A 22,037-nucleotide genomic window follows, 5' to 3' on the forward strand; every position below is an offset into this window, starting at 1 on the left:
CTTCCTGTTCGCATCAGGGTTAAAATTCTTTCTTGAACCAGCTACTCAGCTTGTTAATCCAGCTAGCCACAGCCCGCTTTTGTTCTGGTTCACTCGTTTCTGTTAGTAAGCTTTCTTTACCGTAATGTAAAAGTCCAACCGCCGTTGCATAACAAGGGGATTGCACGTAATCAGTCAGTCCAGTCACATTCACTGGTGGCCCGACTCGGACCTGGTTTTGGAACACGCGTTCTGCGCATTCAACCAATCCATGCATCTGTGATGCTCCTCCTGTGAGCACAATCCCAGCCGCCATTTGGTGTTTTACCCCATCGCTACGTAATTTTTCTTGGATAGCGACTAACTTTTGGTTCACCAGCCCCAATAATTCGGAGCAACGCGGCTCTATCACCTCTGACAAGGTTTGTCGTTGCAACGTGCGTGATGGGCGTCCTCCTACACTTGGCACATTCACCTTTGCGTCTTTATTCACCAACTCACTCAATGCACAGCCATATTTCACTTTAATGTCTTCTGCATCAGCCAGTGGTGTACCGAAGGCATAAGCAATATCACTGGTAATCACATTACCCGCGTAGGGGATCACTTCTGCATGTCGAAGTGCGCCTCCCGTCCATACTGCCAAGTCCATGGTGCCGCCGCCGATATCGACAACGCACACACCCAGCTCTCGTTCATCCGGTGTGATCACGGCATGGCTTGCTGACAGCCCGGAGAAAATCAGTTGATCAACGCTAAGACCACAACGCTCAACGGCTTTCTCAATATTTTTTGCCGTGTCATTGTGACATGTGATGAGGTGCACACTTGCTTCCATTCTCACCCCGGACAAACCGAGCGGATTCTTGATCCCTTCTTGGTAATCAATTTTGTACTCTTGCGGGATCACATGCAGTACGCGCTGCTCATCACTGATCTTGACCGACTTCGCGGTATGAATCACGTTGTCTATATCATCTTGGGTAACTTCTTCATCCGAAATCGTCCCCATCCCTCTCTCAGTTTGGCAGTGAATGTGCTTCCCTGACAAAGAAAGATAAACAGAGCTGATTTGGCAATCTGCCATCATTTCTGCTTCATTCACCGCGCGCTGGACAGATTTAACCACAGATTCTAAGTCGTTGACGCCACCCTTATCCATGCCACGGGATGGACTGCTTCCGACACCAAGTACGTTGATGGTGCCATCTGGCAGCACTTCACTCACCAGCGTAGACACTTTGGACGTACCGATATCGAGCCCAACTATCAGTGACTTATCTGTCGTTTTATTCATTCACACCATCTCTTAATCTTGGCTATTCGCGTCGTCTGTCTCTGATTTCCAGCCTACGGCTGCACCCGTGTCATAACGTAAATCAACGTAGGCAATGGCTTTATCCTGCGCTTTAATCCGTGGGTATAAACTCACCAATCGCGCGAGTCGCTCTTGTCTTGCCGTTCGCCCTAACTCAATCCGTACGCCATCTCGTGTTATAATGCGCCATGAACGCCGTTTGTTCAGTGATAACGCCTGAATGGATAGCCCAATGTGGCGAAGCTCATCTTCCAGTTCACGGCTCGTGCGCAACACTTCTTCTGCCGAACCCTTGGTGCCATGTAACGAGATAAGCGGTGTATCCGCGACATCACTCGGTGCGCCTTGAAATACCTCAGCGTCTGGTGTCAGCAGTTTTTGACCATTCCAAATTGCACTGGCACGATACTCGGTGATATGTGCCTTTAAAGTATCCGGCCATTGTTTTCTTACCGCGACATGTTTTACCCAGGGCAGCGCTTCAATACTGGCCTGAATCCGATCCACGTCCTGCAACATAAAACTTTTTAAGTTGCCGTCTGATAACACCGCATCACGGACTTGCATCGCCGTTACATGCGCCTGGTCACCTTCTACCACCAGTTGTGATAAAGGGAGCTGCTGTTCATCACTCATCCAATTCATGACACGGACTAAACCGAACAACATCAGGATAATAACCCCCATCAAAAATGCGAATGACGCACCTTTCTGACGATCCAGCTGTATCATTGCTTGCACACGTGTAAGGGCATTGACCATGCTCATACCTATCTTATCGCCTTGTGTCGGCTCTGCTTGACACCCTTAGCGAAAAAACCGACTGATTATAGCGATCCCGCGTCGTGCACTCCAATACAGATACACACTTTAATGAGCAAGCTGGGATCTATTGCGAGCAATTTTGCTCCCAAATACGATAAAAAAATACTTTTTCATCGTAATAACCTATATAAGCCGTTATTTTTATCCTGCTCGCATGCTTCTTATTGTGCCATTTTAGCCTTGTCTAGCTGTTTGGCTGCCAAATTTTTCGCGACTTTACCAATATCTCCCGCCCCTTGTGTTAAAACCAAGTCATTAGGTTGCAGAACATTCGCCAACGCTGAGGGTAAAGCCTCTGGATTAGGGACAAAAATAGGATCCAGCTTACCGCGAGCGCGAATACTACGACATAGACTTCTACCATCGGCACCTGCAATCGGCGTCTCTCCCGCAGAGTACACGTCTAGCATCAGCAATACGTCCACTTTTTCCAACACATTGGCAAAGTCATCATAAAGATCCCGCGTCCGGCTATATCTGTGCGGTTGAAAGATCATGACCAAACGATGGTCTTGCCAACCAGCGCGAGCCGCTTTAATGGTGACATCTACTTCGCTCGGGTGATGGCCATAATCATCCACCAACAATGCAGCCCCGTCATCGACCGGAAACTCCCCTAATTGGTCGAACCGTCGACCCGTCCCTTCAAAGAGAGCAAGAGCACGTAAGATTGCCTCATCGTCCACGCCGTCTTCGGTGGCCACCGCAATCGCCGCCGCGGCATTGAGTGCATTGTGCTGACCAGGAGTATTCAACCGAATAGTTAAGGTCTCGCGACCGGGTCGTGCCACTTTAAACACACCACACTGACCATGCTGTTGGTAATCATGTAAACATACATCCGCATCTTCGGAGAACCCATAGGTGATCACTTGGCGTCCAATCGCAGGAATCAACTCACGGACAATAGGATCATCAATGCACACGACGGCTAAGCCATAGAACGGTAAATTATGGAGAAAGTCGATAAATGTCTGCTGCAATTTTGCGAAACTACCGCCATACGTATCCATGTGGTCAGCTTCAATATTGGTGACAATCGAGACCATTGGCTGCAAATGCAAAAACGACGCGTCGCTTTCATCTGCTTCAGCAATCAGGTAGCGACTGCTGCCTAATCGCGCATTGGTACCGGCACTTTTCACCAAGCCGCCGTTGACAAAAGTGGGATCTAACCCCGCTTCTGAGAATATCTGCGTGACCATGGCGGTAGTGGTGGTTTTGCCATGTGTGCCAGCAACGGCAATACCGTGCCGATAGCGCATCAACTCGGCAAGCATTTCTGCCCGTCTCACCACCGGAATACGCAACGCTTTTGCCGCTTCGACCTCTGGGTTGTCGGGCTTGATCGCAGTCGACACCACAACAACGCTGGCTTGTTCGATATGGCTGGCTTGATGACCGATAAAAATCTGCGCCCCCATGGATGCCAAACGTTCAGTGACGATATTCTGTGCAAGATCCGAGCCGGTTATTTGGTAACCTTCGTTAATCAGCACCTCAGCAATACCACACATGCCTGCACCGCCAATTCCCACAAAATGGATCTGTTTAACCCGGCGCATTTCCGGGATCATGGTGCGAAGTTTTTCTAGCTGCTGATTATCCAATTTACCCATTATCTGTTCTCTATTTGTTTGCGTGCGCGGTAATCGCATCCGCGACGCGGGCATCTGCATCAATGATGGCAGCGTGGCGCGCTGCCGTGGCCATCGCTAAAAGGCTGTGGCGATCTAAACGATTGATTGTCTCAGCAAGCGAGCGAGCAGTCAGTGATGGTTGTTCAATCATCAAAGCCGCCTTTCGGGCCACGAGGTAATCACCATTGAGTGCTTGTTGACGATCGGCATGCATAAAGGGCACAAAGATCGCCCCCACACCGGCAGCCGCCAGCTCAGACACAGTCAAAGCACCACTGCGACAAATCACGACATCCGCCCACGCATAGGCCTTAGCCACATCATCAATAAACTCGCTCACCGCCACATCACTGACACCTGCACGTTGATAAGCGTCACGTGTCTGGTCGGCGTTATTTTTTCCTGCTTGATGACGAACCGTGACCGTTTGGTCAGTCAGCGCCATCGCCTCGGGGACAGTTTGGTTTAAAATACGCGCCCCTTGGCTGCCACCCATCACCAACACCCGCAGGGCCCCCTTACGCTCACTAAAGCGTTGCTCAGGGGCAGCGATCTCACAGACGTCTCGGCGCACGGGATTACCCACCACCGCTTTTCCATCAAAAGCCCCTGGAAACGCTTGTAACACTTGCTTGGCTACCTTGGCTAACCAGCGGTTGGTTAACCCCGCGACTGCATTTTGTTCATGAAGGATTACTGGCACACCGCTCAACCACGCTGCGATCCCACCGGGCCCACTGACGTACCCTCCCATGCCTAATACCGCATCAGGCTTAAAGCGTTTAATCACTTGGTGCGCCTGCCAGATCGCACTCAGGATCATCCAAGGGGCTCGTAGCTTGCGCATCAGCCCGGAACCAATCAAGCCTTTCACGCGAATAAATGCGATCTCGATACCATATTTCGGCACTAAGTCAGCTTCCATGCGATCGGCTGTGCCTAGCCAGCAGATTTCCCATCCCTGATTTTCTAAGAAAGTTGCAACCGCAAGCCCGGGGAAAACATGCCCCCCAGTGCCACCTGCCATTACTAATAATCGTTTTTTACTCATTGTTATAATCTTTACCTTGATAAGGATTCTTTTGGTGTGCCTGGGCAGTGGCGAGACGATATTCATAATCAATGCGCAATAAAAGTGCCACCGCGACCGCCATAATGACTAGGCTTGAGCCTCCGTAACTGATCAACGGTAACGTTAGCCCCTTAGTCGGCAACATTCCGGCTGCCGCCCCGACATTGACCATGGTTTGAAAGGCAAACCAAATACCGATCCCAAAAGCCAAAAAACCACCGAAGAGTTGGCTTTGCTCAAGACAGCGTTTACCGATAAAAAGGGCTTTAAATACAAGGCAAAAAATCAAACACAAAATAAGGCTCACGCCCACTAGCCCGAGCTCCTCGGCGATGACGGCAAACACAAAGTCGGTATGCGCTTCTGGCAAGTATTCCAATTTTTGGATTGAGTTACCTAACCCTTGTCCAAACCAATCACCACGACCAAATGCCATCAACGACTGAGTGAGCTGATAGCCACTACCAAACGGGTCTTGCCATGGGTCCAAAAACGCCGTTACACGCCGCACTCGGTAGGGTTCGGCGATAATCAAGCCTCCTACCAAGGTCAGGCCGGTGATCAATAGCGCAATAAACTGCCATAACTTCGCTCCCGCAATAAACAACATGCCCACAGTGGTGACAAACATCACCACCACTGAGCCTAAATCGGGCTGTGCCAACAGTAAGCTTGCAAAAAACAGTAGAACGGCAAGCGGTTTAGCAAACCCACGGAAATGCTCTCGCACTTCACCATGACGGCGTACGAGATAGCCGGCCAAAAACACGAAGAGAGATAACTTGGCGATCTCAGCGGGTTGGATATTGATCCCCGCAATAGAGATCCAGCGCGCAGCGCCATTGACCGAACGTCCAATCGCCAATACGGCCAACAAAAGGATGGATGAAACTAACAACATCCACCCGCTATAGCGCTGCCACAGTTTTACCGGGACGTACATCACCACAATGGCGGCGACAATCGCAACAGTCAGATATAAGGCATGCCGTTTGGCAAATAAAAACGGGGCATCCGCTAATCTCAAAGCAACAGGGATCGACGCGGAGGTCACCATCACTAGCCCGATGACCATCAACAGCAACGACGTCCACACTAATTGACGATCGTACAGCGCGCCCGGAGATGGCGTCCGAAGCCACTGCCAACAGTGTTGAGGAAGGCTGCGGACGGTCATGCGTGCCTCGCGATAATTGATTCCACACCCGCGATAAAGGCATCACCACGGGCGGCAAAATTAGCAAATTGGTCCAAACTTGAGCAGGCAGGCGATAACAGCACCATGTCACCGGGCGCCACTTGGTTAGCGGCCGCTTCCATCGCTTGTGGCAGGGTATCCACACACTGCGCGCGTTGATCAAGTACCGCTAACTGTGCTTTATCTTTACCAAAACAGTACAGCGACACATCCAACTTTGCTAACGCGGGTTGCAAGGCACTAAAGTCTGCGCCTTTACCATCGCCCCCCACTAGCAAATGCAAGTGCCCTTTTAGCTCAAGCCCATCCAAGGCGGCTAGTGTACTCGCCACATTGGTGGCTTTTGAATCATTCACCCACACCACGTTCTGGTGCTCGGCGACCTTTTGACAACGATGTGGGAGGCCTGCGTACGTGCTGAGTGCCGCTTTTTGTCCCTGTTGGCTGATGCCGACACTGTCAGCCAGTGCCATGGCCGCCAACCCATTCGCCACGTTGTGACGTCCCACCAATCCCAACGACGAAACGGGTAGTAATGGGTCGCCATGTGCCGATAACCACGCCTCCCCTTGGTGGGTGATGAGGCAATAATCGCCTTGGTGGAAACCAAATAAACGCATGGAGGAGGCGCTATTCGTTTGCAGATCATCGTGCGTTTGCGGATCATCGGCATTGGCAATCAAGGTGGTCGCATGGGTGAAAATACGGCACTTGGCGGTCCGATAATCAGCCAAGCTCTCGTACCTATCCATATGATCTTCTGAGAAATTCAAGAACGCTGCGCCATCGAGCACCAGCGAGTTGGTAGTTTCGAGTTGAAAGCTCGAGAGCTCTAACACATACAGCTCGTGTCCACGCTCGAGTAAATCTAACGCTGCGACACCAATATTGCCACCCACTCCGACGTCAATCCCGCTCGCTTTCGCCATTTCGCCCACCAGCGCCGTGACGGTGCTTTTGCCGTTGGAGCCGGTGATCGCCACTACCGGCTTATCGCAGTTCCACGCAAATAGCTCAATGTCTCCCACGACAGGTGTACCCGCTGCATGGACTGGCGCCAACGCTGGCGTCTGCAGCGAAATACCTGGGTTAGCCACCACCAGATCAGCATCCGCTAACCACTGGGGCAACCAGCTTCCGGTGTGCAACGCGACGTTATCGGGCAACTGATCTTGCCCGGGCGGCTGAGCCCGTGAGTCCATCACGCGAATGCGCGCTTGAGGGTGATGACGCGCAATAAAGCGCACCACGGATAACCCAGTAACGCCCAAGCCCATCACCACAATATGGCGAAACTCGGTGAGTGAACGCTGGAACGCGGCTGCCATGATTAACGTACCTTGAGTGTCGCCAGGGCAATCAGCACTAGCATCAACGATATGATCCAAAAGCGCACGATCACTCGCGGCTCTGGCCAGCCTTTTAATTCATAGTGGTGATGAATCGGTGCCATGCGGAAAATACGTTGGCCGCGCAATTTATAGGAGCCAACCTGCAAAATCACCGATACCGTTTCCATCACGAACACGCCGCCCATGATGATCAGCAACAGCTCTTGGCGCACCAACACCGCGATGGTCCCTAGCGCGCCACCTAATGCCAACGAGCCGACATCGCCCATGAACACTTGTGCCGGATACGTGTTAAACCACAAAAAGCCTAAGCCAGCACCGACAATCGCGGCACACACGACCACCAGCTCGCTGCTGTATTGGATATATGGAATATGCAGATAGCTGGCAAAATTGACGTTACCAGTCGCCCAAGCAATAAAGGCAAACCCACCGGCAACCATGACAGTAGGCAAAATGGCCAAGCCATCTAATCCGTCAGTCAGGTTCACCGCATTGCTGGTGCCGACAATCACAAAGTAGGTAAAGACGATGTAGAAAAGCCCAAGCTGTGGCATCACGTCTTTGAAAAACGGCACCACCAACTGGGTGGCGGCGGTGTCACTGCCATGCACATAGAGGGCAAACGCCACGCCTAATGCAATGGCGGATTGCCAGAAGTACTTCCAGCGCGCCACGAGCCCGTCGGTATTTTTACGCACCACCTTGCGGTAGTCATCGACAAAGCCCACCGCGCCATAGCCAAGCAGGACAACCATCACCGCCCAAACATAAGGGTTGGCCAAGTCTGCCCATAAAAAGACCGTCAAACTGATGGCAGCCACGATCAGCACTCCGCCCATTGTCGGCGTGCCGCGTTTGCTAAAGTGAGATTCGGGCCCTTCTTCGCGCACTACTTGACCAATCTGCATCGATTGTAAGCGTTTAATCAAACGCGGTCCGGCCCATAGCGAGAACAACAACGCGGTCAATGCACTCACAATCGCTCGGAAGGTGAGGTATTCAAACAAACGCATTGAAGGTAAGAGGTTTTGTAGCGCCTCCGCTAACCATAAAAGCATTAGCAAGCCTCCTTGATGGCGGCAACAACGGCTTCCATCGCCATCCCGCGAGCGCCTTTAATTAGAATTGTGTCAGGTGTGTGTGTGTTCATCATGGCTACTACATGCGCAATGAGCGCCTCTTTACTATCAAAATGGTCACCGCCACAGCATTCGCTGATCACACGGCTATCGTTTCCAGTCGTGAAAACCTGGGTTAATTGCGCTTTCGCGGCATGCTCTCCCACGTCACGATGCATTGGTTCACTGTACTGCCCAAGTTCAGCCATATCGCCGACAATGAGCCAACGCTCGCCCGGGTAGCTAGCCAGTACATCGATCGCGGATTTCATCGCTGGCACACTAGCGTTATAAGTGTCATCTATCAGTCTCAACCCAAGACGAGGTTCACTGACTTGGGTGCGGCCCGCCACGTTTTCTACCGTGGCTAAGCCATTCACCACATCGTCCAAGCTTACGCCAGGTAACTGCATCGCTGCACAACCGGCCATCAGCGCATTGGTAATATTGTGCTGACCGGGCAACGGGAGCGTCACTGTTTTCTGGTCTTGCCCGTCACTCAGCGAGATCTGATAACAGCCCGCATCAGTGAGGATGCTATCGACAACGGTCAGTGGTGCCGCCTCGGTGGCAGTCACTGGGATCACCTGCTTGTCGGCCAGCACCGCTTGCCACTTGTCAGCGCCATGGCTACGTTGATTCACCAGCGCGATGCCGCCCTCTGGCAAACCTTGATAAATCTCGCCTTTGGCAATCGCCACTCCTTCCATCGAGCCAAATCCCTCAAGGTGGGCAGCGGCTAAGTTGGTGACCATGGCGATATCGGGTTTGACCAAAGACGTGGTGTAGGCGATTTCGCCAATATGGTTTGCCCCCAGCTCAATCACCGCATACTGATGCTCAGGCGTCAGTCGAAACAGGGTCAGCGGCACACCAATATCATTGTTGAAGTTGCCGGCAGTGGCTAAGGTTGGCCCTTTTTGCGCAAGGATAGCCGCCAGCATTTGCTTCACCGTGGTTTTACCGCAGCTACCGGTAATGGCAATGGTGGGCACCTGACACTGGCTTTTCACCCAGGCGCCCAGTTGGCCGAGGGCAATACGCGTATCCTCAACCAGCAATTGTGGTATCGCAACATCTAGCGGGCGGTCGACCACCATCGCTGCAGCACCGGCCTCTTTGGCTTGCTCCGCAAAATGATGTCCATCAAAGCGCTCCCCTTGCAGGGCAACAAACAGTGCACCTTCGCCAAGTTCACGGGTATCGGTCGTGATGGCATCAATCTGGGTATTCGCTGGCAACCGTTCACGCTGTAAAACCGTCGCGTTCGCCGCGTGAACGAGGGTATCGAGTGGGGTCCGAATCATGATAACTCCTTGAGTTGCGCCGCCACCGTCTCTCGATCGGAATAGTGCACCTTGCCATGCGCCAAAACTTGGTAATCTTCATGGCCCTTGCCCGCGACCAGGACAACATCCTCGGCTTTCGCTTGTTGGATGACCTGGCTCACCGCCTCTGCGCGGTCGTGTTTTACCCATGCACGCTCTGGCGCCTCCATGCCTGCTAGCATGTCTTGGGTTATGGCTTCCGGATCTTCACTGCGGGGATTATCATTGGTTAACACCGCATGATCCGCGTGCTGCTCAGCCAAACGAGCCATTAACGGCCGTTTACGTGTATCACGATCGCCGCCGCAACCAAAGATGCACCACAGTGCCCCTTTACAATGACGTCGCAACGCAAGCAATGCTTTTTCTAGTGCATCGGGCGTGTGAGCATAATCAACCACCACTGTGGGTTTGTCAGCGGCAAGAAAAACCTCCATCCGCCCGGTGACAGCTTGCAGCTGCGGGCTCACGGCCAATAACGGCGCGAACGGATGGCCCAGCCCCAATAAGGTGGCTAAGCTCACCAGCAGATTGCTGACATTGAAATCACCAACGAGCGCCGCATGGATCTCACCCTGCCCCCACGATGAATCGACCTGTACCTGCACCCCGTCGCTGGCATAGGCCACCGAGGTTGCGTGCACAAACGGGCCCGCGTGTCCTTCCAGTGAGGCAGCATCCATGGCCACAGCGATAGCGTCTGGCCATTGCTTAAGCCAAGTGCGACCGACGTTATCGTCAGCATTGATGACTTTAAGTGGCGAGCCTAACTCAAACAGTTGCTTTTTCGCCGCCGCATAGGCTTCTAGGGTATGGTGATAATCTAAGTGGTCGTGGCTTAAATTGGTAAAGACAGCCGCATCAAAGGCAAGGCTTGCCACTCGCCCTTGCACTAGGCCGTGCGAAGAAACCTCCATCGCCACATGGCTTGCACCTTGTTGGGCAAAGTCAGCAAGCTGGGATTGGATACTGATCGCATCCCCGGTGGTGTTATCGGCCGCTTTAAGCGCGCCAATAAAACCGTTGCCCGTGGTGCCCATCACAGCTGTGCGTTGTTCTAAGGCATCAAGCCACTGAGCGATCAGTTGCGACACCGTGGTTTTACCATTGGTCCCGGTCACCCCAATCATACGCATGTGCTGTTGCGGGTGCTGATAGAAACGCGTCGCTAATGCGGAAAGCGCCTCAGGCAATACGCGCAAACTGATCAGTGGCACCTTCTGGTACCACGCCACACCGTCTTGCTCGCCTTGCTGCACGATAGCTACCGCACCTGACTGGATCGCCATATCAATAAACTGGCGACCGTCAACCTGGTGCCCATTGATGGCAATAAACACATCACCATTACCGACTCGACGACTGTCCAAAGTGATATGCCTAACCGGAAGACTAGGTACATCCGCTAGCCAAGGGCTTAACCATTGGTTTAAATCATTCATTTCCATTCACTTCGTTCGCGTACTTTGCCACTTGCAACGCGGGGCCAGTGCCCGCATCGGGTGTAATATTCAAAATCTGAAGCGCACTTTTCATCACGCTCGAAAACACGGGAGCCGCAACCTGACCGCCATAATACTTGTCACCTTGGGGCTCATTAATCACCACTACCATGGCCAGCTTCGGATCGCTGATTGGAGCCAGGCCGGCGGTATAACCGATATATTCATCACCATAACCACCGGCAACGGCCACTTTCGCAGTTCCCGTTTTTGCGCCTACACGGTAGCCGTCTACCGAAGCACGACGAGCACTCCCCCCTTCCTGGGTTACCCCTTCGAGCATTTGCAAGACTTTGTAAGCATTCGCGCGCGAGGCAACTTGCTTCCCTTCGGTGACGCCTTCTCGCTTTAAAATGCTTAGTGGGCGGTTGATGCCCAGCGATCCGAGGGTGGCGTAAGCGCGGACAAGTTGCGCCGGTGTCACCGATAACCCATAACCAAAAGCTAACGTGGCACGTTCGAAATCCGACCAACGACGACGTGAAGGAAAGTGGCCCACCGACTCACCCACCAGCTCGACGCCGGTACTCGCCCCTAAGCCAAAGCTACCGTACTCACCCAGTAATGTTTCCACTGGCATTGCCAAAGAAAGTTTACTGACGCCGATGTTGCTCGATTTTTTGAGGATCCGTGCGAGATTGGCCTTGCCCACTTTAGAGACGTCGCGCACCCGGCTTCCGCCGATTTGCATAATGCCATTGCCGGTATCAATCACGGTGTCCATATCCGCGACACCATTCTCTAACGCAGTCAGTACCACAAAAGGCTTCATGGTCGAGCCAGGTTCAAACACATCCGTGATGGCTCGGTTACGCATATTAAAACTTTTTAGCGAGCTGCGATTGTTAGGGTTATAGGAGGGGGCATTGACCATGGCCATCACTTCGCCGGTTTTGACATCGACCATCACCAAAGAGCCAGAGGTGGCGCGATAATCGGCTACCGCTTGCTTAATCGCGCGGTAGGCGATGGCCTGCAAGCGCTGGTCAATACTTAGCGTCAGCGATTGGCCTTCTTTTTTGTCTTCAGTGGCAATGTGCTCGACCACACGGCCAAATCGGTCTTTGCGCACGGTGCGCTTGCCATGCTCTCCGGCAAGCCAATCATCAAAACGGCGTTCAATGCCTTCAAGGCCATGCCCGTCAATGCCCGTCATGCCAACCAGATGAGCACTGACTTCTGCACTGGGATAAAAACGACGAGATTCAGCTTTTAGCCCCACACCAGGCAGGTCAAGTTGATTGACATAAGACGCCATTGCGGGACGCACTTGGCGCTGCAGATAAATAAAACGTCGCTGGCGGTTCGCTTGAATCTTATCAATCAAAGCTTGACGGTCTAAGCCCAGCACATCGGCCAGAGCGTACCAGCGTTCAACGTTTTTCAACCCCTGATGTTTAAATACGGTCACAGGGTCCGCCCATACGGCCTGTACAGGTACACTGATCGCTAACGGCTCGCCTTCGCGGTCGGTGATCATCCCTCGCGCGGAATGCACCTCTTCGGTCCGTACAGAGCGTAAATCTCCTTCATGACGTAACCGATCAGGCTCAATCACCTGGATATAAGCAGCTCTGGCAACCAACGCAACCAAAGCCAACGCAATAAATACGCAGATAAGACCAAAGCGCCACTGAATCAGTACAGGTGGCGCTTTGGGCGTGCGACGGTTAGTTGGCTTACTAGAACGTTTCTTCACCGGTCCTTACTCAAAGATCGTTTTACAATCACTTCGTTATCATTGGTTGGCCGAATCATGCCAAAAGATTCACGCGCCACGGACTCCACATGGCTATGCTCTGACAATGAATTCTCCTCTAACAATTGATTACGCCATTCCACTTCAAGGGTTTCTCGCTGATCCAACAACGTATCCTGTTTGGCGATCAAATTGCGCGTCGATTGCGTCATCGATACCACCGCGATCGCTGAAACCAGTACCGCCACCAGTAACCCCAACGGCAACTTGCCTATCGCCAGTAAATCCTGACGTATTTGTTTGGCGAGACTTGGGCGCGGTTTCATGATTTACCCTAACTTCTCCGCCACTCTTAACACCGAGCTGCGGGCGCGCGCATTCTGCTCCACTTCCGCTGAAGACGGTTTAATCGCTTTACCGATAGGCTTCATCGCCGCCGATCCCATTTCAGCAATCTGCGCTTCAGTCAGCGGCACGCCTTTCGGGACGTCCGGCCCTTTACTTTGTTTGCGGATAAAACGCTTCACCATCCGATCTTCTAACGAGTGAAAGCTAATCACTGACAAGCGCCCACTGGGTGCTAAACTTGCCAGCGCGCCTTGTAGTGCTTGTTCGATTTCATCCAATTCACTGTTGATATAAATGCGAATCGCTTGGAAGCTACGGGTCGCTGGGTGTTTTTTCTTTTCTCTAAACGGCACCGCATTATCAATCAGCTTGGCAAGCTGATTGGTGGTCGAGAGCGCGGATGACTCTTCATCTTCACGGTGACGAACAACAGCATTGGCAATTCGGCGTGCAAAACGTTCTTCGCCAAACACTTTGAGCACCCAAGCAATGTCATCGGCACTGGCGGTTTCTAGCCACTGCGCGGCCGATTGCCCTGAACTCGGGTCCATGCGCATATCCAAAGGGCCATCATGCATAAAGCTAAACCCTCGACTAGGATCGTCGAGCTGAGGCGAGGACACGCCAAGGTCGAGAAGAATCCCGTCCACCTTTTCAGCTAAATCACGCTCACTGAGATATGCTTCTATGTCAGAAAAAGGACCGTGAATAATTTGGAAGCGTGGATCATCGATCGTCTTGGCCTCTTCAATCGCACGAGGGTCGCGATCTATGGCGTACAAGCGCCCGTTTTCACCCAATTGGGAAAGAATATGACGAGAGTGACCGCCGCGACCAAAAGTACCATCGACGTAAATGCCGTCTGGCTTTATCGCAAGGCCGTCTACCGATTCATTCAATAGGACGGAAACATGGGTATATTGTTCTGACATAAGTTCACTTCATTATTTACAGAGAGAGGTCAGCTAACCGCTCACTGAGAGTCGGGTTTGATTCCGCCTGTGTGTCCATATCTTGGCGAATTTGAGCCTGCCACGTTTGATCATCCCAAATCTCAAATTTATTGAGTTGGCCAACCAGCATCGCTTTTCCCTCTAGCCCCGCATACTGCCGCAAGGTCGCTGAGAGTAATAAACGGCCTTGTCCGTCCATCTCGCAGTCAAACGCATGCCCCAGTAATAAACGCTGCAAGCGTCGCTCTGCCGGCTGAAAGCTGGATAACTGCGATAACTTCGCCTCTATCACTTCCCACTCCGGGACCGGATACAAGGCCAAGCAAGGGAGTTGGTGATCGATCGTGCACACAAACTGACCGTCACAATGGCTGATTAACCCATCGCGATAGCGTGTTGGCAGGGCAAGCCGCCCTTTTTTATCGACCGATATGGCACTGACGCCGCGTAGCATGGCGCTATTTTCCCTTTTCCACCAAGATTATCCACTTTACACCACATTTTCCCACCTAGAAGTGTACGTAGCAGGTAAAAAGAAAGTCAAGCAAGCCATGACAGTGACCAATATCACATTTATAGATATTGAAGAGGGTTTTCAGCAGCTTAATCAGGATATAAACAAACCAGTCACATCAGGTTATAACCAAATAGTCTGACTCGATGGCTGAAAAAGAGAGGGCGAGCCCAAAAGGCTCGCCCTAAAAGGAGGTGAGTTGGCCTGTAAGCCGGGTTCTGTACCGTAAAACGGCGGTAACCATTCGTCTAGGCCTGCAATCGCTCACAGGCTCCAGCAACCTACCCGTCCCCAAACGCGGGCCGCGCCAATAGGGACCTATTTGGTCTTGCTCCGGGTGGAGTTTACCGTGCCACGAACTGTTGCCAGTCGCGCGGTGCGCTCTTACCGCACCCTTTCACCCTTACCTGTGCTCCGAAGAGCCATCGGCGGTATACTCTCTGCTGCACTGGTCGTAGGCTCGCGCCTCCCAGGCGTTACCTGGCACCCTGCCCTGAGGAGCCCGGACTTTCCTCCCCTTTATCAGTCTCCCAAAGGACATCAATAAAGCAGCGATTACCCGGCCAACTCGAGCGGGGGAGTATATAGAAGAATAACCACGCAAGCCAGCGCAAATCACGCTCAGCTACAGATTCTCTAAGCCCCATTTATAAAGTGCGTTTTTTTTCACCGAATATAATTCAGCCACCAGGGCGGCGGCCTTTTTGAGGGGCAATTCCGCCGCCAATAATCCAAGAGCATGACAAGCCGCCGTCGGTAACGCGGTTTTATCGGCACGGTGGCCGGCCACTAATAACACCATTTCGCCACGTAAACGGTTGGCGTCTTCACTTAACCACTCGATGAGTTCTCCCAACGGTGCCCCATGGATGGTTTCAAACGTTTTGGTCAACTCACGTGCCAACACCACACGACGATCATCGCCTAGCACCTCACGCATATCGGCCAAGCTGTCACGAATACGGTGCGGTGACTCATAGAAAATCAGGGTGCGCGGATCATCCGCTAACGCGCGGAACGTATCTTGACGTGCTTTTGTTTTCGGTGGCAGGAACCCTTCAAAACTAAAACGGTCTGAAGGCAGACCAGAGGCACTTAATGCCGTGACCACCGCGCAAGCGCCGGGCAATGGAACCACTCTCACGCCCGCTTCACGACATTGAGTGACCAGGTGATAGCCCGGATCGCTAATCAGCGGTGTACCGGCATCAGAGACTAATGCAACCGACTGACCTTGTTGCAAACGGGCCAATAATGCGGCAGCTTTTTGTTGCTCATTATGCTCATGAAGCGCAAAAGTTTTCGCGCTGATAGAAAAATGCGAAAGCAGCCGAGCGGTATGACGCGTATCTTCAGCCGCGACCAGATCGACACTGGCTAATACATCGAGAGCACGCTGCGTGATGTCCGCCAAGTTGCCTATCGGCGTCGGCACAATATAGAGCGTGGGGTGAGCATGGTCGGATAGATTTGCATCAGTCATTTGTTTAACAACCCTTCGGCGATTAAGATAGGGGCAACGTTGTCACGGTTGAAACATGTTCATGGTTAAACTTACCCAGAAGCGTCAAAGTGTAACACGACTTATCACCCCTGTAGCCTTGGCGTTAGCGCTGGCCGCGTGTAGTGCGCCATCCATTTCGCCAACAGCGCGAGATGTCATCAGTCAGCCGGCCACGGAGAATTCGACATTTTATCTGTTGCAAGCAGAAACCAATCAAGGTGAAAAACAAAACGACTGGTTTTTGCTCGCGATTAAAGCACTGCTCAACGAACAGCAATTTAATCAAGCGGATGTGCTACTGCAACGATTATCTGAGCGCCAACTCACCACTGACCAACACATTGAGTGGACGCTTTCTCGTGCCCGATTATTGGCCCAAACCGGCAAGCTATCCCAAGCTGACCAAGCTTTGGTGCTTTCACCAGAGTGGCAATTAACAGATAGCCAATATGTGCGCTTTTACCAACAAAAAGCCAAGATTGCACGCCAGCAAAACAACGCCTTAGATGCGGTGAAAAGTCAGCGTAGCCTCGCCAGTTACGTTGAGAAAGATCGGGCACAGCAAGCATGGAATACCTTGTGGCAAGATTTACAATCACTCAGCCAGGGCGAGATTAAACACCTTCAGTCGAGCCAAGATGACGTGCTCGCCGGTTGGGTCAATCTACTGGATATCGCGCGTCGTTACTCTGACGATTTAGCACAAATGCAAGACCAGTTAGATGCCTATTTACAGGCTCATCCCATGCACCCAGCCAACCAGTATCTACCTGATAACTTGGCTGACATTCAAGCTCTGGCGATTACACAGCCGACCAACGTTGGCGTGATGCTTCCACTGACGGATAAGTTTTCCGATCAAGGCGACGCAATTCGTGATGGATTTGTTGAAGCCATGCTCGATGCGGATACGGAACAACTGCCTCGTGTACGTTTTTACAATACCAACGCCATGAATATTGACGCGCTAGAGCAACGCCTTCGCGATGATGATATCGATTTTGTCGTCGGGCCATTGCAAAAGCATAAAGTCGCCGCGGTGAGCCAAGCCATCGCAGGCCGAGTCCCCATGTTAGCGCTTAATCAACCGACGGATGAACGCTACACACAAGGTGTATGCTATTTTACCTTGTCACCAGAGCAAGAAGCGGCCCAAGCCGCCGACCGCTTGCATCAACAAGGTTACCAGTTCCCGCTAGTCCTTTATCCTGATTCTGCATTTGGCCAACGTATCCGCGATGCGTTCTCCGCCCGCTGGCAGGCACTAACGGATACAAAAGTAGAGCAAGCCCCTCTTGGCGATCGTGATAAGATGCAAGCGCGTATTCGTGATATCTTCGGTTTAGACGCAAGCCAGCGTCGGATTGCACAGATGAAGCAACTCACCGATTTACCCTTGCAATCGCAAGCGCGTAGCCGTCGCGATATCGATGCCGTTTATATGGTCGCGGGTGCCGCGGATCTCACCTTGCTGAAACCATTTATTGAGGTAGCCATAAACCCTGACGTATTACCACCTAAGCTGTACGCAAGCTCGCGCAGTAATAACCGTGCCGATGGGATGGGCCAGTTAGCCGAACTACAAGGTATTGAGTTCAGCGATATTCCTTTATTAATCAACTCACAAAGTGAGGCCTATAAAACATATCAACAGCGCCATCCTTCTCCGAGCAACAATACGACACGCTTACATGCGTTAGGTATGGATGCCTATGGGCTACTAAAAGGGCTCCCACAAATGCAAGCACAACCCGGTTATCAGCTAAACGGACAAACGGGCCAGCTCTCATTATCGGAAAACTGTGTGATCCATCGTCAACTCGACTGGGCGCGATTTGGCCAAACCGCCATTGAGCCTATCGAAAAAGACACACACGGAGAGGCGCAGTGAAACAACCTCAGCCCAGAGCGACAGGACAGGCTTATGAAGCACAAGCCTGTCATTATCTGATACGCCATGGGCTGGCTGTCTTAGATAAAAACGCACACAGTCGTCGTGGCGAAATTGATCTGGTGATGCAAGATGGCAGCTGTTTGGTGTTTGTGGAAGTCCGTTTCCGACGCGGACAAGGTTTTGGCGGCGCTGCTGCCAGTATCACAGCAACCAAACAACGTCGCTTAATCCTTGCCGCAGAGCGATGGATGCAATGCCATGGCGTGAAAAGTACACAAACAGAATTTCGATTTGACGCCGTCACCTTTGAGGGCAGCGTTGAAGCGGTCAACTGGATTCAAAACATTGTTCAAGGGTAAGTCATGCTAGAAAGCATTAAAGAGAGCTTTACCGAAAGTATTCAAACCCAAATCGCAGCCGCAGAAGCGATCCCCGAATACCTGTCACAATCCGCGCAAGTGATGGTACAAAGCCTACTGAATGGCAATAAAATCCTGTGTTGCGGCAACGGCGGCTCGGCGGCCAATGCTCAGCATTTCGCCTCTTGCCTGTTGAACCGCTTTGAAACTGAGCGTCCCAGCCTGCCTGCGTTAGCGCTGACGACAGATACCACCACGCTGACCGCTGTCGCGAATGACTATAGTCATGACGAAGTGTTCTCTAAGCAAGTGCGTGCGCTAGGACAAGCAGGCGATATCTTGCTGGCGATTTCGACCAGTGGTAACAGCAAAGACATCATCAAAGCGATGGAGGCAGCGGTGACCCGTGATATGACCATCATTGCCATGACGGGCAAAGATGGTGGAGAAATGGCAGGGCTATTGGGGCAACGTGACGTGGAAATCCGCATTCCCTCACAACGTACTGCCCGAATTCAAGAAGGGCACCTGCTGACGGTGCATTGCTTGTGTGATCTGATAGACCAAGTGCTCTTTCCCTCTCACGGAGAATAAACATGCGCGTGATCATGATCTTGCTATTCGCCCTGACTCTGCAAGCCTGCTCGGCGATCTACTCGTCCGATCCACGCACCACAGGGGAAGAGTGGCAAGACACTCAAATCGGTCTCAACACCGCGGGGATCGTTAATAAGCCACCGTTTAGAAACAAACTCCGCGTGAAAGCTGCCGCTTTCCAAGGGCAAGCGCTTTTAGTGGGCCAAAGTACCGATCCGGCGCTTACCGAACAGCTGATACAACGGATCCGTGCGATTGATAGCGTCGACGTTGTGTATAACCAAATCCGTGAGGCACCGATGCTCGGTTTGGCCGATATGAGTACCGATGGGTGGCTGACGACTCGCGTCAAAGCGGCCCTAGTCGCGGATGATCAGCTTCGTACGATCAATATAAAAGTCATCACCGAGGCCAGAGAAGTCTTTTTGATGGGAGCCGTTACCCAAGCACAAGCGGATCAAGCGGTCGAGATCGCTCGCAACGTGCGCGGCGTTGAGCAGGTGATCAAAGCGTTTCAGTATGTGGACACCCCTTAGCCTGGATAATATGAGTAATGGCTGACTCAATATAATGAATAAGCCGGTCTCGTAGCCGGCTTTTTACGGTTTCCCCCTCGCCTCGTTCCTGCGTTCGTGCCCCATTCTCCCACGTTAATTTACACAACCGAAACATCACCCGGCAAATAAATACATAGACAAACAAACCACTAACATTACTGGTTTTTTCTCTTTTTATTGGTCATTTCCACTATCCATTGATATAGTCTCCGCAAATAAATGATAACTATTTGCATAGGAGTATGAAATGCATTTACGTTTAAGTCCGATCACTCTTGCTCTCCTCACCGCGGGAACCCTCAGCCTGCCCACTCATGCCCAAGATTCACAGCCCGTCGAAACAGTGACGGTCACCGCTGATAGCCTGAAAGGCAATATGGCGGTTAACGCCGAAGCGCTTGAAGCGCGTCAAGCACAAGATCTGGAAGACATGTTCCGCGACAATGCCAGCATTAACGTCGGTGGCGGAGTTGGCGCAGGGCAAAAGGTTTACCTTCGCGGTGTCGAAGACACCAACCTCAACATCACCGTTGATGGTGCCGCACAAGGGGGTTACTTATTCCACCACCAAGGACGTTTAAACATTGAACCCGAGCTACTCAAGCGGGTCGGGGTCGAGTCAGGTCCCGCGAGTGCTGACAGTGGTCCCGGCGCGCTGGGTGGCAGTGTGCGTTTTGAAACCAAAGATGCCCAAGACATGCTGCGTCCGGGGCAAACCATCGGTGCACGCCTCTCAGGTGGCCTTGAAAGCGCGGCCAATGCCACCTCTGGTAGCTCTGCCGTCTATGGCCGATTGGGAGAATCACTCGGTATTCTTGCTTACATGAAAGGCAGTAACAGTGATGACTATCGCCACGGCGGTGGTGACTTGCAGCCAGCGACAGCCAACCAACAACGTAGCTACCTAGTCAAGTTGTCACTGCTCAATCACGGCGATCACGATGTCCGTGTCAGTGCCGAGCGTCGTACCGATCAGGGCGATTACTTTGTCCGCGCTCATATGCCCTACTTCAGCCGCCAGTCTCGCAGCTATCAAGAAACCGAGCGAGAAACTTTCTCTTTCCAACACCGCTGGGCGCCGGATTCCGACTGGATCGAACTGACCACCAAATTGTATCAAAACACCTTAGATCTGGATCGGATTGAAAGCGAAACCTTTAGCCGTTCGCGCAATATCGGTGGCGATATTCGTAACCTGATGCACTTTGAGACCGGCGCGGTACAACATGCGCTCACCACGGGCATCGACATGTTCGAGCAAAAAACCGAAAACCTCGATTACGCTGAAGACAGCGGCGCCAATAACCAAGATGAAGCGCGCAATATCGGCCTGTTCTTGCAAGATAGAATGACAGTCGGCGACCTTGGCATTGCCTGGGGCGCCCGCTTTGACGACTACCACACCGATTATGGCCAAGCGGGCGAGGTCGATGGCAGTGAAGTTTCACCCAACTTGCAGCTGAGCTATCAAGCGACGGACAACCTCCGTCTTCATGCCGGTTACGGCGAAGCCGTACGCGGTGCCAAAACGCGTGAAGTGTTGCTGATTGGCGGTGCCGTTGCAGTAGATAAAGACTTAAAGCCCGAGCATGCTAAACAAGCTGAAATCGGGGTTGAATGGCAAGGTTATGGGATGCTAGCCGAGCAAGATACGCTCAACCTTGCCTTGACAGGATTTAATACCCAAATAGAAAACTACCAAGCGTATGATCGTCACAGTGATCCAAATTACCTTTACAACCTAGAGGGTGATGTGACGAGCCAAGGCGTCGAAGCCAGTGTTAACTGGATGCTCAAGCAACTCGATACCCGTCTGAGCTATAGCTACGTCGACATGGAAGATGAAAATGGCGATCCTTTAGGCGACGCAATGGCAATAGGCGCGTCAGTCGGCAACACTTGGGTATGGGATACGCAATACCAACTGGTCGATACGGATGTGAGCTTAGGTTATACCCTTACTGGGGTGGAAAGGCTGACCGATGTGCCAGAAGGTAAACACGAGAAGCCTGGCTATGTAGTGCATGATGTGCGCGCACAGTGGCAACCAGCGGCCTACCAAGGGCTCACGGTTTCATTGGCGGTCAATAACTTGCTCGACAAGGAATACAGCGAGCACAGCTCGTTCACCTTAAGCAGCGGTAATAGCATGCCCGAGCCAGGACGAGACTTTCGTTTGGGTATGAGCTATCGCTTCTAAGCCATTGGCCTAACGCCCTATATTGGGTGGCCGCTCATAAAAAACGGGCCGACATAATATCGGCCCGTTTAATTTTT

At 52.2% G+C, this 22,037-nt stretch carries 19 protein-coding genes and 1 other RNA gene; 5 read left to right on the forward strand and 15 right to left on the reverse strand.

What is annotated here, in order from left to right; genetic code table 11:
• Positions 1–19: 19 nt before the first annotated feature.
• The 15 genes from ftsA to rsmI all read right to left on the reverse strand — a co-directional run bounded on the left by ftsA (position 20) and on the right by rsmI (position 16,332).
• Entirely contained in the window at positions 20–1,276 is a 1,257-nt protein-coding gene (ftsA, locus tag BUQ98_RS09205; protein WP_074213477.1) for a cell division protein FtsA, read from the reverse strand.
• Between the two features lie 12 nt (positions 1,277–1,288).
• Positions 1,289–2,059 (reverse strand): cell division protein FtsQ/DivIB, encoded by a 771-nt coding sequence (locus BUQ98_RS09210; protein ID WP_175566301.1) that lies wholly within the window; start codon positions 2,057–2,059, stop codon positions 1,289–1,291.
• A gap of 224 nt (positions 2,060–2,283) precedes the next feature.
• Entirely contained in the window at positions 2,284–3,741 is a 1,458-nt protein-coding gene (gene murC / locus BUQ98_RS09215) for a UDP-N-acetylmuramate--L-alanine ligase (RefSeq protein ID WP_074213479.1), read from the reverse strand.
• A gap of 10 nt (positions 3,742–3,751) precedes the next feature.
• The gene (murG, locus tag BUQ98_RS09220) at positions 3,752–4,813 is read right to left on the reverse strand and encodes an undecaprenyldiphospho-muramoylpentapeptide beta-N-acetylglucosaminyltransferase (RefSeq protein ID WP_074213480.1); all 1,062 of its coding nucleotides are present in this window, start codon (positions 4,811–4,813) and stop codon (positions 3,752–3,754) included.
• Positions 4,806–6,011 carry a cell division protein FtsW gene (gene ftsW, locus BUQ98_RS09225; protein WP_074213481.1) on the reverse strand — a complete coding sequence of 402 codons (1,206 nt, stop codon included), beginning with the start codon at positions 6,009–6,011 and terminating at the stop codon, positions 4,806–4,808. The genes murG and ftsW overlap by 8 nt, the downstream gene beginning before the upstream one ends.
• A complete protein-coding gene (gene murD / locus BUQ98_RS09230) occupies positions 6,008–7,360 on the reverse strand; it encodes a UDP-N-acetylmuramoyl-L-alanine--D-glutamate ligase (protein ID WP_074213482.1) in 1,353 nt (450 codons plus the stop codon). Before murD ends, ftsW begins: the two co-directional genes overlap by 4 nt.
• 2 nt (positions 7,361–7,362) lie before the next feature.
• Complete coding sequence (mraY, locus tag BUQ98_RS09235; protein WP_074213483.1) at positions 7,363–8,445, reverse strand: phospho-N-acetylmuramoyl-pentapeptide-transferase; 1,083 nt, start codon at positions 8,443–8,445, stop codon at positions 7,363–7,365.
• A complete protein-coding gene (murF, locus tag BUQ98_RS09240) occupies positions 8,445–9,812 on the reverse strand; it encodes a UDP-N-acetylmuramoyl-tripeptide--D-alanyl-D-alanine ligase (RefSeq protein ID WP_074213484.1) in 1,368 nt (455 codons plus the stop codon). Before murF ends, mraY begins: the two co-directional genes overlap by 1 nt.
• Positions 9,809–11,281, reverse strand: coding sequence for a UDP-N-acetylmuramoyl-L-alanyl-D-glutamate--2,6-diaminopimelate ligase (murE, locus tag BUQ98_RS09245; RefSeq protein ID WP_074213485.1), 1,473 nt, complete (start codon positions 11,279–11,281; stop codon positions 9,809–9,811). The genes murF and murE overlap by 4 nt, the downstream gene beginning before the upstream one ends.
• Positions 11,268–13,034: a penicillin-binding transpeptidase domain-containing protein gene (locus BUQ98_RS09250; protein WP_074213486.1), complete on the reverse strand. Its 1,767-nt coding sequence runs from the start codon at positions 13,032–13,034 to the stop codon at positions 11,268–11,270. Before BUQ98_RS09250 ends, murE begins: the two co-directional genes overlap by 14 nt.
• Positions 13,031–13,360, reverse strand: a complete 330-nt coding sequence (gene ftsL / locus BUQ98_RS09255; protein WP_074213487.1) for a cell division protein FtsL — start codon at positions 13,358–13,360, stop codon at positions 13,031–13,033. Before ftsL ends, BUQ98_RS09250 begins: the two co-directional genes overlap by 4 nt.
• A gap of 3 nt (positions 13,361–13,363) precedes the next feature.
• On the reverse strand, positions 13,364–14,314 hold the full coding sequence (gene rsmH, locus BUQ98_RS09260) for a 16S rRNA (cytosine(1402)-N(4))-methyltransferase RsmH (RefSeq protein ID WP_074213488.1): 951 nt from the start codon (positions 14,312–14,314) through the stop codon (positions 13,364–13,366).
• A gap of 16 nt (positions 14,315–14,330) precedes the next feature.
• On the reverse strand, positions 14,331–14,789 hold the full coding sequence (mraZ, locus tag BUQ98_RS09265) for a division/cell wall cluster transcriptional repressor MraZ (RefSeq protein ID WP_074213489.1): 459 nt from the start codon (positions 14,787–14,789) through the stop codon (positions 14,331–14,333).
• A gap of 251 nt (positions 14,790–15,040) precedes the next feature.
• Positions 15,041–15,420, reverse strand: an RNA gene (rnpB, locus tag BUQ98_RS09275) — RNase P RNA component class A.
• Positions 15,421–15,474: 54 nt separating this feature from the next.
• Positions 15,475–16,332 (reverse strand): 16S rRNA (cytidine(1402)-2'-O)-methyltransferase, encoded by an 858-nt coding sequence (gene rsmI / locus BUQ98_RS09280; RefSeq protein WP_074213491.1) that lies wholly within the window; start codon positions 16,330–16,332, stop codon positions 15,475–15,477.
• Between the two features lie 61 nt (positions 16,333–16,393).
• On the opposite strand from rsmI, the gene BUQ98_RS09285 reads away from it, so the two are divergent.
• The 5 genes from BUQ98_RS09285 to BUQ98_RS09305 all read left to right on the forward strand — a co-directional run bounded on the left by BUQ98_RS09285 (position 16,394) and on the right by BUQ98_RS09305 (position 21,960).
• Entirely contained in the window at positions 16,394–18,244 is a 1,851-nt protein-coding gene (locus tag BUQ98_RS09285) for a penicillin-binding protein activator (RefSeq protein ID WP_175566302.1), read from the forward strand.
• Positions 18,241–18,606, forward strand: coding sequence for a YraN family protein (locus BUQ98_RS09290; RefSeq protein WP_074213493.1), 366 nt, complete (start codon positions 18,241–18,243; stop codon positions 18,604–18,606). The genes BUQ98_RS09285 and BUQ98_RS09290 overlap by 4 nt, the downstream gene beginning before the upstream one ends.
• A 3-nt stretch (positions 18,607–18,609) precedes the next feature.
• Positions 18,610–19,200, forward strand: coding sequence for a phosphoheptose isomerase (locus BUQ98_RS09295; RefSeq protein ID WP_046073955.1), 591 nt, complete (start codon positions 18,610–18,612; stop codon positions 19,198–19,200).
• A 2-nt stretch (positions 19,201–19,202) separates the two neighbouring features.
• Positions 19,203–19,739: a BON domain-containing protein gene (locus BUQ98_RS09300; RefSeq protein ID WP_074213494.1), complete on the forward strand. Its 537-nt coding sequence runs from the start codon at positions 19,203–19,205 to the stop codon at positions 19,737–19,739.
• 268 nt (positions 19,740–20,007) lie between these two features.
• On the forward strand, positions 20,008–21,960 hold the full coding sequence (locus BUQ98_RS09305) for a TonB-dependent receptor domain-containing protein (RefSeq protein ID WP_074213495.1): 1,953 nt from the start codon (positions 20,008–20,010) through the stop codon (positions 21,958–21,960).
• Positions 21,961–22,037: the final 77 nt, after the last annotated feature.

It is taken from the genome of Salinivibrio sp. ES.052 (genome assembly GCF_900141775.1).
In the GTDB taxonomy this organism is placed as follows: Bacteria; Pseudomonadota; Gammaproteobacteria; order Enterobacterales; family Vibrionaceae; genus Salinivibrio.